This window comes from Gordonia sp. PvP123 (assembly GCF_040547295.1).
GTDB lineage: Bacteria > Actinomycetota > Actinomycetes > Mycobacteriales > Mycobacteriaceae > Gordonia > Gordonia terrae.
The window spans coordinates 249840-262346 of the sequence record NZ_JBEPPN010000004.1 but is presented as its reverse complement, the minus strand read 5'-3'; the positions used below and the strand labels follow the sequence as shown (position 1 = coordinate 262346).

11 protein-coding genes are annotated in these 12507 nt (G+C 65.4%); 6 read left to right on the top strand and 5 right to left on the bottom strand.

The features are described from left to right. Positions 1 to 20 precede the first annotated feature (20 nt). Positions 21 to 1157, bottom strand: a complete 1137-nt coding sequence (locus ABIC25_RS09045) for an acyl-CoA dehydrogenase family protein (protein WP_354561024.1) — start codon at positions 1155 to 1157, stop codon at positions 21 to 23. Beyond that, positions 1158 to 1952 (bottom strand): enoyl-CoA hydratase-related protein, encoded by a 795-nt coding sequence (locus ABIC25_RS09040; protein ID WP_354561022.1) that lies wholly within the window; start codon positions 1950 to 1952, stop codon positions 1158 to 1160. It abuts the gene before it with no gap. A gap of 218 nt (positions 1953 to 2170) precedes the next feature. Between ABIC25_RS09040 and ABIC25_RS09035 the strand changes: the two genes are divergently transcribed. Both ABIC25_RS09035 and ABIC25_RS09030 read left to right on the top strand, forming a co-directional pair. Next, a complete protein-coding gene (locus ABIC25_RS09035) occupies positions 2171 to 3496 on the top strand; it encodes an MFS transporter (protein ID WP_354561020.1) in 1326 nt (441 codons plus the stop codon). After that, positions 3493 to 3621, top strand: a complete 129-nt coding sequence (locus ABIC25_RS09030) for a hypothetical protein (RefSeq protein WP_354561019.1) — start codon at positions 3493 to 3495, stop codon at positions 3619 to 3621. Before ABIC25_RS09035 ends, ABIC25_RS09030 begins: the two co-directional genes overlap by 4 nt. 96 nt (positions 3622 to 3717) lie before the next feature. On the opposite strand, the gene ABIC25_RS09025 is transcribed toward ABIC25_RS09030, so the two are convergent. Genes ABIC25_RS09025 through ABIC25_RS09015 form a run of 3 tightly spaced genes read right to left on the bottom strand, consistent with a single transcriptional unit; the run spans position 3718 to position 7141 of the window. After that, complete coding sequence (locus ABIC25_RS09025) at positions 3718 to 4596, bottom strand: acyl-CoA dehydratase activase (RefSeq protein WP_502916472.1); 879 nt, start codon at positions 4594 to 4596, stop codon at positions 3718 to 3720. A gap of 22 nt (positions 4597 to 4618) precedes the next feature. After that, the gene (locus tag ABIC25_RS09020; protein ID WP_248643566.1) at positions 4619 to 5944 is read right to left on the bottom strand and encodes a 2-hydroxyacyl-CoA dehydratase subunit D; all 1326 of its coding nucleotides are present in this window, start codon (positions 5942 to 5944) and stop codon (positions 4619 to 4621) included. Positions 5945 to 5977: 33 nt separating this feature from the next. After that, complete coding sequence (locus ABIC25_RS09015) at positions 5978 to 7141, bottom strand: 2-hydroxyacyl-CoA dehydratase subunit D (protein ID WP_420871492.1); 1164 nt, start codon at positions 7139 to 7141, stop codon at positions 5978 to 5980. Between the two features lie 423 nt (positions 7142 to 7564). Between ABIC25_RS09015 and ABIC25_RS09010 the strand changes: the two genes are divergently transcribed. From ABIC25_RS09010 to ABIC25_RS08995, 4 genes are read left to right on the top strand one after another with little or no spacing between them, the layout of a single operon-like run. Next, positions 7565 to 8935, top strand: a complete 1371-nt coding sequence (locus ABIC25_RS09010; protein ID WP_248643564.1) for an MFS transporter — start codon at positions 7565 to 7567, stop codon at positions 8933 to 8935. After that, a complete protein-coding gene (locus ABIC25_RS09005; RefSeq protein ID WP_248643563.1) occupies positions 8935 to 9750 on the top strand; it encodes an SDR family NAD(P)-dependent oxidoreductase in 816 nt (271 codons plus the stop codon). Before ABIC25_RS09010 ends, ABIC25_RS09005 begins: the two co-directional genes overlap by 1 nt. Continuing rightward, a complete protein-coding gene (locus ABIC25_RS09000) occupies positions 9743 to 11638 on the top strand; it encodes an AMP-binding protein (RefSeq protein ID WP_248643562.1) in 1896 nt (631 codons plus the stop codon). The genes ABIC25_RS09005 and ABIC25_RS09000 overlap by 8 nt, the downstream gene beginning before the upstream one ends. An 11-nt stretch (positions 11639 to 11649) precedes the next feature. Continuing rightward, positions 11650 to 12495: a PaaX family transcriptional regulator gene (locus ABIC25_RS08995; RefSeq protein ID WP_248643561.1), complete on the top strand. Its 846-nt coding sequence runs from the start codon at positions 11650 to 11652 to the stop codon at positions 12493 to 12495. The last annotated feature ends 12 nt before the right edge of the window (positions 12496 to 12507 follow it).

Below are 12507 nucleotides of genomic sequence, written 5' to 3'. Positions count from 1 at the left end.
GGTCGTCGCCGGGGTGCGAATCACAATCCGACGTGGTTGGCGATGATCTCGCGCTGAATCTCATTGGTACCGCCGTAGATCGGTGGAGCGAGTGCGCGTCGGACCTGCCCCTCCATGCCGTATTCGCGCGCATACCCGTAGCCGCCCATCATCTGCATGGCTTCCAGACTGGTGTTCTTGGCGACTTCGGTGCACCGCATCTTCGCCATCGCACTCTCGCGCGCGAGATCGTCCTCGAGACCGGCGTCGATCTTCGCTGCCACGTCGTAGACGAACACCCGCGCGAGCTCGGCATCGGTTGCGAGGTCCGCGATTCGATGACGCAACGCCTGGAACGACGAGATCGGGACCCCGAACTGCTCGCGGTCGCGTGCGTAGGCGACGACGTCATCCAAGGCACGTCGAGCCGCTCCCACACTCATGGCGGCGATGATCAGTCGTTCGATGCTCAACCCGCGCATGAGCTGTTTCCATGCCTCGCGCGGTGTGCCGACCACAGCGTCCAGAGGGACTTCCACGTCGGTGAAGAACACGTCGTTGCAGGTGTGGGCTTCCATCGTCTCGATGGCGCGGATCTCCAGGCCGGCGGTGGATGTCGGCACCATCAGCAGGGTCATGCCCTGGTGTTTCGTCCCGGACGAATCCTCGCGCGCGAGCACCAGGATGTGCTCGGCGACGTGCGCGGCGGAGATCCAGGTCTTCTGACCGTTGACGACATACCGGTCGCCATCGCGGCGTGCGCTCATCCGTAGACCGGCGAGATCCGAGCCGGCGCCTGGTTCGCTGAGGGCGATCGCCTCCAGCCTTCCCGACGTCAGGTTGGCGACCACGGTCTTCTTCTGGTCATCGGTGCCCCACCGCAGGTAGGTCTGGGCTGCGGTCAGACCCGTCGCGTACCCGGTGATGGGGGCGAGACCCCGCGCGGATTCCTCGAGGAAGATGCACTCGTCGACGAATCCGGCTCCGCCGCCACCGAACTCCTCCGGCAGGGACACGCCCAGCCATCCGTTACGCGCCAGGTCGGCGAGCACCGAGGGACTGTTCGACAGCGTGCCCCCATCGGTCACGAGGTCGCGCTGCGCGACAGTTGCCAGTTCGCGGCGACAGTAATCGTGCACTGCCGCCGCGAACTCGCGTTGCTCCGAAGAGAACTGCATTCACTTGCCCCGGTACTTGGAGAAGTCGGGCTTACGCTTCTCGTTGAAGGCGGTGATGCCTTCCTGGGCCTCAGGTGTGTCGCCGAAGATCTCGAGCGTGGAGTAGGCCATGGTGCCGATGCTGACGAAGTGCTCGGTGTCGGTGTTCATCGACTGCTTGAGGACCTTGAGTGCGGTGGGCGAGAAGTCCAGCATCTGGTCGGCCCAGGCCCGCACCTCGTTGCGGAGCTCGGCTGCCGGGACGACCTTGTTGACCAGGCCCCAGTCCAGCGCCTCCTCGGCCGACAGACGACGCAGCATGAACCAGATCTCCCGGGCCCGCTTCTCACCGACGACGCGTGCGAGGTAACCCGATCCGAGCCCGGCGTCGAACGAGCCCACGCGCGGACCGTTCTGACCGAACTGCGCGGTGTCGGCGGCGATGGTGAGGTCACACAGCACGTGCAGCACGTGGCCGCCGCCGATGGCGAGTCCGTTCACGGCCGCGATGACCGGCTTCGGTGCGTCGCGGATGACACGGTGCAGGGCCTCGACCTCGAACAGGCCGCTGGTCGACGGCCCGTAGTCACCGGTCTCCATACGCTGCTTCTGGTCCCCGCCGGCGCAGAATGCCTTGTCACCGGCCCCGGTGAGCGCGATGACGCCTACGTCGCTGCTTGCCCACGCCTTCTTGAACGCGAGGACGAGTTCGTCCACGGTCTGCGCCCGGAACGCGTTGTAGCGCTCGGGACGGTTGATGGTGATCCATGCCAAACCGTTGTCGACTTCGTAGGTGATGTCGCTGAACTCGGTCATCAGACTTCGGTGTCCTCTCGTGTCGTGGGCGCCCCGCCCGCTTCTGGTCATTGGACTGACCATTTGCAAGAACCATAGACGTCTCGCCGGGACTCGGCAACCACGTCCGATGTGACAGCACTGGTCCGATCTTTACAATTGGACAGTCCATATGTTCAGATACTGTGACTCGCGGCACAGTGTCGTCGAGAACTCGAGACGAACAGGAGAAGCGGCCGATGACCATGACCGCGACCGACGCCGGCGCGTCGCCCACACGCCAGCTCAACCGATGGTGGTTCCCCGTCACCGGGTTCCTCACCTTGCTGTTCGGCAGCAGCACGGTCAACGTGCTGTTCAACGTCCTGGGTAAGGAGATCGCCGACGATTTCGGCTGGAACCGGAGCGTCATCACCAACGGCTTCTCCGTCGAGACGATCCTCACCGGCATCAGCATCGTCGTCCTCGGCGTGCTGGTCGACCGCTACGGTCCCCGGGTTCCGGCCATTCCCATGACCCTCGGGTTCGGCGTCGGATTGATGTTGATGGCAGCCCTGCCGAACAGCCAGGCGGTGTTTTACCTGCTGTGCATCGTGATCGGCGCGTGCGCCGGCGCCTTGAACCCGGTCGCCCATGCGACGGTGGTGAGCGCCTGGTTCGCCGATCGCCGGGGCCTCGCACTGGGCGTGCTCATGGCGGGGATGGGCGCGTGCGGGGTGCTGATCCCGTATCTGGCGAACTTTGTGTTCGGCCTGGTGGGCTGGCGGGGGACCTTCCTCGTCATCGGCGCCCTCTGCACGATCATCCCGACTGCCGTCTACCTCTTCGTGACGCGCATGCCTGCGCGCTTCGAGGAAGAGCGGGAACAGGCACGAGCGGCCGGGCGGACAGCCGGCGAGTCGCTGTGGTCGATCGCGCGCCGGTCTCGCCAGTTCTGGTTGCTCAGCGCCGCGATCTTCCTCGTGTCGACGGCGACCTTCGGACTGATGTCGCAGGTCGTCCCGATGACCACCGACAAGGGAATCGACCGGACCGTCGCCGTCGCGGTGTTGTCGGTGTTGAGCCTGTCGTCGGTCTTCGCCCGCCTCCTCGTGGGCTACCTGCTGGATCGGTTGTTCGCACCCGCCATCGGGTCGGTGATCTTCGCCCTGTGTGGCGTCGGCGTCGCGATACTCATCTCGTCCAACAGTCCGGCGCCGATGTTCCTCGGTGCCGTCCTGGTGGGACTCGCGCTCGGTGCCGAAGGCGACATAGCCGCGTACATGATCAGCCGCTACTTCCCCAAGCACTCGTACGGGCGCGTGTTGGGATTCGTGTACTTCCTGTTCGCGATGGGCTCTGCCACCGGCGTGTTCATCCTCGGGCAGGTGTATGGATTCACCGGCTCGTACGGCGCCGGCATCGTCCCCATCGTCGCGATGGTGGTCGTCGCAATCGTGTGCCTCCTCGGCATGGGCAAGTACCGGTACTCGCTGGATCATCGTGAACTGGCCGACGACGAGCCGGACTCGGGCCCGGGAGCTGCCGAATCCGTGCGCGACGATGCCTCCGAGGCCCGACGATGAGTGCGCGAACCGTTCTGTCCTTCGGTGCGACGGCGATCGAGGTGCTCGTCACCGCGCTGGCACTGATCGCCGGGCTCGTCGTCCTGGTCGTTGCCGAACTGGTCGGGTGGGTCTTGCGGCCGTGACCGATGACTCGCCAGGACCCGGCATGTGGGTCTGAGTCAGCTCAGACCGGGCGCAATGCTCGACGCGCCGCCGGGTGGAACCAGCAGGATCGATGCTCAGCGACTCCGGACCATCGGCATGCTGAGTTCGATCGCCGGGCTGCAGTCACCGCATGAGTGATCCGGGCCGGCCGGGGGTTCCACTTCCACGTCGTCGACATCCGTACTGGCCCCGCAGGTCTCCAGCGCCAGGAGGGCAGCACCATAGGCGCCGGTGATCTGCGGGTCCGACGGAACCTCGATCGGACCGCCCAGGGCGGTACTCAGATAGTGGACAGCCGCGGCGTTCTTGGCCACCCCGCCGGTCATGACGACGGGAGCGCGCTTACCCACCTGGGCGACGAGGCCGAGTGTCCGGGCGGACACGGCCCGGTGGACCGACGCCGCAATGTCGGTGCAGTCGCATCCGCGCGCGAGGAGCGAGACGATCTCCGTTTCGGCGAAGGTGGCGCACATACTGCTGACCTCGAGATTGTTGTCGCCGGACATCGCCAGGTCGGCCAGCTCGTGTACCTCGCATTCGATGGCGCGCGCCAGCACCTCGAAGAATCGCCCGGTGCCACTGGCGCACCGATCGTTCATCGCGAAGTCCTCGACCAGACCGTCGTCGTCGACCGCGATGACCTTGCTGTCCTGTCCGCCGATGTCGATGATCAGCGCCACCCCGGGGCACAGGGCTGCGACGCCCCGGGCGTGGCAGGTGATCTCAGTGAACGTGCGGCCGGTGTCCGGGACGAGCCGACGTCCGTACCCGGTGCTGACCGTCGCCGTGATCTGCTCCCGGCCGAGAGACGCCTGGGCCAGCGCGGAGTCGATCGCCTTGTGCAAGCCGGCCCTGCTGACAGCCCCCATCTGTATCGCGCTGCGGGCGCACAACCGTCCCGCGTCGTCGAGGATGACGGCCTTGGCCGACGTCGAACCGAGGTCGACACCCATGAAATGCTCGACCACAATCGGCTCAGATCCTGCTTCGGCGGACATCGATACCCTCGAGCATCGCGGCGAGGCGACTCTCGAGGATCTCGTCCTTGTAGAAGGATGCGTCGGCCACATCACCCTCGAAGAACATCGAAGGGATGCCGAGCTCCTTCTGCGCGGACTTTGCCAGCAGGTGCTGGGGGTTGGTGAACGCGCGACACGTCCGGGATGCGTGGAAGACGATCCCGTCGATGCCGTAATCGACACAGTCACGGTTGGTCAGGTGTTTGAGCGTCTTCACGCCATGGTTCGTCGGGCAGAGCAGGTAGTGCTGAGCCATCCCCCGGATCGGATCGTCGGTCTCGATCAGATGCGGCTCCTGCCAGAACGCATTGTGGGTGTAGCGCCCGCACACGACGGCGACGCCGGCGTCGGCGAACTTCCGTGACAGCCATCCGAGCTTGTTCCAGTTCATGATTCCGTCGAAGTACAGGCGGTAGCGTTCGTCGCGTACCCCGGAGATGCCCTCGTCGAGGCGACGCTGAACCTCGTCTCGGACATCGGCGAAGTACTGGACGAGTTCCGGACCGGCCGGCATGAAGTTGATGTGCGCGATGCTGGCGATCCAGTCCCAGTACGTCGCCGGCGTCGGCGCTGCCTGGCACAGTGCCATCGCCTCACGCCGGAGTTCGGACGCACGCTTGATATGGAGCATGTTCTGCCGCAGTGCATCCCAGTCGAACGGCCGCCCGGTCATCGATTCCAGGAACTCGATCAGCCTGTGGAGCTGATCGGCGACGTAGCTCGAGGCCTGCTCCCATTCCTCGCCTCGCAGGTAACCGGCGTCGGGTTTGTTGCCGGGAAGGAAGGGGAGCGAGACGTTGAAGATCGGGACCTCTTTGCCGAACACACGGTAGGAGATCTCGTCCCACTGCTGGCCGGTGCTGCATCCCGCGTAGGCGTTGACGAAGAAGTCGGGTGCCGGCAGGCGCGCGGCGAGTTCCTGTTGATCGACGAGTCCCACGATGCCGGTCTCGTCCTCCGCCCTGGCCTGTTTGGTGAGCACCGCGCAGCCCAGGTGGGTCCTTGCGTACGAGCACAGTTCGCCGATGTACCCGTATTCCTCGCCGGCCAGCTGGGCCGGCTTCTCGAGTTGCTGTGCGGCCAGGCGCGCCGAGAACGCCTCGCCGTGGCACCACTCCAGGCCGGCTGCTTGGAAGATCGGGTTGACGGCCGATCCGTTGTACCAGACGACCTGCTTGCCACGCTCTTTCGCGGTGAAGAGATTGTCCCAGTAGTCGCCGACCATGTTGGTGGCGGTGGGGATGACGATCTTGTTCGCATTGGAGAGGGTGGGTGCTGACACAGTTGTGGTCCTTACGTGTGGTGGGGAGGGGTGTCACACGGCGGTGAGCTGATTACGCCGGATTCGTTCGACGAGCGCTTCGATCCGTGTGCGAACCGATTCCATGGGGATTCCCTCATGCTCGGTCTCGATGAGCAACAGAGGGATCGAGTTGGCTGCCAGAGTTTTCCGGAGCTCGGGATAGAACAGCATGTGTGGCTCGCAGAACTTCGCCATCAACACGATGACGCCCTGGGCGCCGCTGGCGAGCACCGAATCGACCAGAAAGCGATCCCAGTCGACGTCGTGCTGCACCCGGGTGGGGCACGGAACGGTGGTATTGCGGCGCAGGTACGCCGACGCCAGGGCGGCCATCGGATCGTCGGTGCGCCCGATGTCGGTGGAGACGTATCGGGTTCCGTGAAACAGATCGTCGTCGACGACGATGGCGCCACTGTCCTCGATCATCTCCAGCAACTCCGGCCGCGGCGCATGACAGAAATGACCGGACAGGTGGACGCGAACCCGGTCGTCACGGGATGACGGGCTGAGGCCGGCCATCACTCTGCGCAGCAGGGCGGTGTGCTCCTCCTTGTCCATGACCATGCTGGACTTCACCAGGACCTGGATCTGATCCGGTGTGAGTGCCGCATCGCCATGCCGCCGCTGCTCGAACACGGCTCGCAGCAGGCGCCGGTTCTCGTCGAAGATGTCGATGCTGCGCGCGATGTCCGCGTCCAAAACCGTTCTGCCAGCAAAATGTTCAATTTCTGAACGGATCTCGTTCATCGTTTCCCGCACCTGCGGGAGGGTCCACGCATCGCTCATCGAGGACATCAGCTGGCCGAAATGTACCGGCTTGTCCGACTCGAACTCGCGCACGACGTCGACCGCGCCCAGTAGCTGGATGCAGTGGTCGGCGTGGAAGAACCCGTCGTATACCTCGAGCCGCCCGAGGGCCGCTTGGTCGGCGAGGTTACGGGTGTAGCCGCAGTTGAACTCGCCCAGTAGGTTTCGGCCCGCGGTGATGGGCTCACGGTCCTCTTGGATGAGTACCGGCAGGACTCCGGCGGCGTGGGCCAGTTCGGCCGGGAAGTTCATGGGGAGTATCCCCATCGCTTTCCGTCCGGTCCGCGTTTTCCACTGGGAGACATACTCGTTCGGTCTGTCAGCGACGGTGCGGAGGCTGAGCATGGCTTCGGTTGATGTCGACGGCATGGTTGTGCTCGTCCTTCTGTCGGGGAGGCGATGCGCTGGCGGGTGCAGGCGGTTCGGGCTGTGACCCACCTGACAGTCGTCATCATGCGCCGACGTTAGACAAATTGCAACTTATTGAGTTTGATTCTGTACAACGTTGCAGCTGACAGCTATGCTCGTCGTGTGTGGGATGCGTGGCACAGGGCTACGCACGGACCCTGTGTGTCACTGTCCGGCCGGCCTGGGCGCTCCTGGCGCCCGGGCTCCTCGGTTGCGTCGTGGCGTTAAGGCGTTGCTGCGCAGTGGATTACGGTGACCTTAAGCCCGATCGGGGTATTGACGAGATCCAGATCACACCCTATGGTCGTACCATTCGCGGTCGCCGAGGAAGCTCCGCGAAGCGTTCGAAATCAGCCTCCCGCCCCCGTCACCCCCAGGAGCAACATGTCCACCTCCCTACCCGGCGCGCAGGCGCCGGCGCCCTCGAGAGCGGTCTCTCGCCGCGCGTCTCTCGCCGCGTTCTCGGGCTCGGCGATCGAGTACTACGACCTCGTGGCCTACGGCACCGCCGCGGCCCTCGTGTTCGGCGACCTGTTCTTCCGGGACGTCAGCACCCACGTTGCCCTGTTGCTCTCCTTCGCGACCTTCGCGGCGGGCTATCTGGCCCGACCTGTCGGAGGGCTGCTGTTCGGTTACATCGGCGACAAGCACGGTCGCCGGACCGCGGTTCTGCTCACCATCGTGGTGATGGGGGTGGCCACCGTCGGTATCGGTCTCCTGCCGACCTACGACACCATCGGCGCTTTCGCGCCGATCCTCCTGGTGGTGCTGCGCGTACTCCAGGGCCTGGCCGTCGGCGGCGAACTCGGTGGGGCGGTGCTGATCTCGGTGGAGCACGCGCCACGTGACAAGCGAGGGTTCTACGGCAGTTTCTCGACTGCCGGCGCCCAGGGCGGCACGCTGTTGGCGACCATCGTCTTCGCGGTCGTCACGCTGATGCCCGACGATCAGTTCGATTCGTGGGGTTGGCGAGTGCCCTTCCTGCTCAGCATCGTCATCGTCGCCGTGGGTATGGTCATCCGGCGCGGGCTCGACGAGACCCCCGACTTCAAGCAGAGTCAGGAAGACCGCGCGTCGGCGCCCACCGGCGTGGCGCACCGCCCGATCCGGGATGCTCTGACGAAGCACCCGATGACCATCGTGGGGATCACGTTCATCATGGCCGGCATGATGTCGATCTGGTACGTGATCACCGTCTACAGCCTCAGCTATGCGACCGAGAACGCCGGTATCCCGCGGACCAGCATGCTGTGGGTGGTCTCGGCGGCCACGCTCGTCGTCGTGCTGATGAATCCCGTGTGGGGTGCCTTGTCGGACCGGGTCAGCCGTAGCCGGCTCATCGTGTTCGGGTTGTTCGCGGAGGCACTGCTGCTCTTCGTCTACTTCGCGATGCTCGGTGTCGGGAACCTGTTCCTCGTGTTCGTGTCGCTGATCCTGGTCGCCGGGCTTGGCCACGCCGTCGTCAACGGGATCTTCCCCGCTTTCGTGGTCGAGAGTCTGCCGGCCGCGGTGCGATACACCGCCGGTTCGTTCGGCATGCAGCTGGCCGCGCTGGTCGCCGGCTTCGCCCCGCTCGTCGCCACCGCGCTCGAACCCACGTCGGGAGGCGTGTGGACCGTCTGCGCACTGTGCCTGGCGATGTGCACGCTGGGCGCGGTGAGCGCCACGTACATCGTGAAAATTCATGGCGGACAACATCAGTCCGATTCCCCCGCGGTATCGCCCACTCCCGAGACAGAAACGAGCAACGCCTGATGACCCACGTATCCGAGACCGCCGCCACCCCACCCCAGAGCGGCTACGACTTCAGCCGCGCCGGCATCCTGATCGCCGGAGGCACCTCTGGAGTAGGCCTCTCCACGGCCCGGTACTTCGCCGACTGCGGCGCGACCAGACAGGTACTCGTCGGACGCAACGAAGCCCGGGGCAAGGACGCGGTCGGTGCCCTGGCGTCCTCGCACCCCGACTGTGACGTGCTGTTCATCGCTGCCGATGTCAACGAGACAGGCGCGGCCCAGGACGTCGTCCGACAGGCGCGGCAGCACCTGGGCGCCGTGGATGTCCTCGTCAACTCCACCGTCGCGCAGTATCAGCCGACGCTGTTGCACAACATCGCTGCGGAGGACCTGGCAAACATCCTGGTGCAGCAGTCGTTCGGACCGATTCTCATGAGCCGTGCCGTCATCGAGACCATGCGCGAGCAGGGACACGGGTCGATCATCACCATCGCCTCGGATGCGGCGAAGGTGCCGACCCCGGGTGAAACCGGGATCGGTGCGGCCATGGCGGCGCTCGTCACCTTCTCGCAGACTCTCGCCGTGGAAGCCAAGCGCTACGGGGTGCGGGTCAACGTGCTCACCCCGTCACTGATCGTCAACACGGGCTCCTACGATCGAGCCATGAACGCCGAGTTCAGCAAGAAGATCTTCGACAAGATCGTGTCGCAGGCACAACTCGGACTGACCGAGCCCGAGGACCTCGCCAACGCCATCATGTTCCTGGCGTCGCCGATGTCGCGGCGCATCACCGGTCAGGTGATCAGTGTGAACGGTGGTATCTCCGTTGCCTGAGACCACAGCGCGCCGTGGCGTGGAGCGGCGGCGAGTTCGCTCCCGGGCCGACATCCTCGATGTCGAACGCCTCGATCCCGCGGAGCTGCTGCCCGCCGACACGGTGTTCGGATGCCTTCTCGAGTCCGCCCGCAGGTTCCCCGACAAGCCGGCGATCATTCATCTCGAGGCTCCCGATTTCACCGCCCCGAGCCGGGAGGTGACCTACCGTCAGCTCGCCGAGTCGGTGGAACAGGCGGCGTCGCTGTTCCTCGATCGGGCAGCGGGAGCCCCGAGCGTCGTCGCGGTGATGCTTCCCATGCTGCCGGAAGGACTCGTCGCCACCTGGGGTGCGCAGCGGGCCGGGATCGCGGTTCCGCTCAACCCGTTCCTCGAGATCAACTCGCTCGTGACCATCCTGAGGCGCACCGCGGCAACCATTCTGGTGACGACCGAACAGGTTCTGGCCGAGCGGAAGTCCGATGTGGCCGCGCTGCTCGCAACGGTGCCGTCCCTCACCGACGTCCTGCTGGTCGGCGGAGACGACACCTTCGGGAGGGCACTGGAACACCACCGAGGACGTACGGTGACGGTCGACGACGATCCCCGACGCGACTGCATGGTGATGCCCACCGGAGGCACCACGGGTGCGCCGAAGTTGGTTCGGATGTCGCAGTACGGGCAACTGATCATCGCGTGGAACGTGGGTGCGCTCATGGGCTCGGAAGAAGACACCGTGATCGGCCACGGCATGCCGAACTTCCACTGCGGTGGCAGTATCGCGCTGGCGCTCCGCTCGGTGGTCTACGGGCAGACGTTGTTGACGCTCACCTCGGGCGGGTTCCGGTCCCGCGAGGTCGTCGACAATTTCTGGGACATCGTCGAGCGATACCGCATGACTTCGACGATGGCGACTCCGACCACGGCCTTCGCCCTCCTGCACGCGCGATCCGCGCCTAGCGGACCGGTCACGTTGACCGACTTCAACGTCGGTGGAAGCACCGTGTCGCCGGCGCTCATCAACGGTTTTCACGAACGGTTCGGTGTGTGGTTGCGAGAATGCTGGGGCGGCACGGAGTTTCATGGCACCATCACCGGTCACCCGAACAACGGTCAGGAACCCCGCGTGGGCTCGGCGGGGCGACCGCTGCCGTACTCGCGAGTCCGCGCCGCGATCCTCGACGACGACGGGCGCTGGATACGTGACTGCGCCGCGGGCGAACCGGGGGAGTTGCTGATCGGCGGTCCGACGGTCAGCGAGGGTTACCTCGACGACGCGCTCGACGCGCAGTTCTTCGCCACGGGTGTGCCCGACGAGGGCGCATGGGGTCGGACCGGCGATCTCGGCGCGGTGGATGACGACGGGTACATCTGGGTCTCCGGACGAAGCAAGGACCTGATCATCCGGGGCGGCCACAACATCGATCCTCGTGATATCGAAGAGGCGCTCGCCGCGCACCCCGCCGTGGAGATGGTGGCCGCGGTTGGCAGGCCCGACCGGATGAAAGGGGAAATGCCGGTCGCGTATGTGCAACTCGAGGACGGTGCTGTCGTCGAATCGTCTGATCTACTCGCGTTCTGCGGTAATGCGGTTCAGGAGAAAGCTGCCGTGCCCGTGCACGTGACAGTCCTGGACCGGCTCCCGCTGACACCGGTCGGGAAGATCTCGAAACCCGTGCTCCGGACGCTCGCGCTGAAAGCCGAGATCATCCAGGTGGTCACCGAGTGCAGTCGCGCCCCGGTCGAGTGCGTGATCGACGTCGACGACTCCGGGCTCAGACGAAAGGTCACCGTGCGGCTGGATCCGGCTGGCGCATCCCACGTCGACGTCGAGTCACTGGCGGACAGGCTGGGTGCCTATGAGTTCCTCTCCCACGTCGAAGTGGGTAACTTGGTCAACGAACCCTAGGAGGATCTCCGATGGTGGCCTATCACCGCTTCGCCCGACCTCCTCTTCCGCCGCCGAGCGCTCGCTCGATGCTCCTGACGGTCATCGGTGAGTTCCTGTTCGACTCCGACGCGGGCGCGTGGACCGCCGCGCTGATGAGAGTTCTCGGCGGCATGGGCATCGAGGAACACGCTGCGCGGCAACTGCTCGCGCGCGCCGCATCCGCCAGGTGGGTCGAGCGTGAGCGCGTGGGTCGTGCGGTGCGGTGGCACCTCGCCGATCACGGACGAGCGCTGTCCGCCGACGGCATCAGACGATCGAATGCGTACCTCGACGGCCCGCTGCCCTGGGACAACGAATGGCTCGTGCTGGCCGTGACGACGGCTCAACGCAGCAGCACCGTGCGTAACAGACTCAACGGTGGTCTCACCTGGCTCGGGATGGGCAATGCGACGCAGGGGGTGTGGCTCACCCCCCACGTCGAGCGTGAGCAGGAACTCGCGGAACTCCTCGGGACGCTCGGCTTGACCGACGCCGCACTCATCCTGCACGGTGCGATCGCGCCGGGTGGGCTTGACAACACTGAAATCGCTTCGCGGGCGTGGGATCTCACCGATCTGGCGGCGAGCTACCGGTTGCTGTTGGACCAAGACGGCGCACACGAACCCGCCGATGACGACGAGGTCCTGTTCGCCTTCGTCGAATTGGTGTCTCTCCAGCAGCGGTTCATGCGCCTCGATCCCCAGTTACCGAAGCAGCTGCTGCCGGAATGGATCGGGCGAGAGGGCGCGGCACTCTTCCGGCGACGACGCGAGCAATGGTCCGCGCGGGCGCACGCGCGATGGCAAACGCTCCTCGAAGAGTCTGCGTTTCGCTAGCTCGGACCGGGC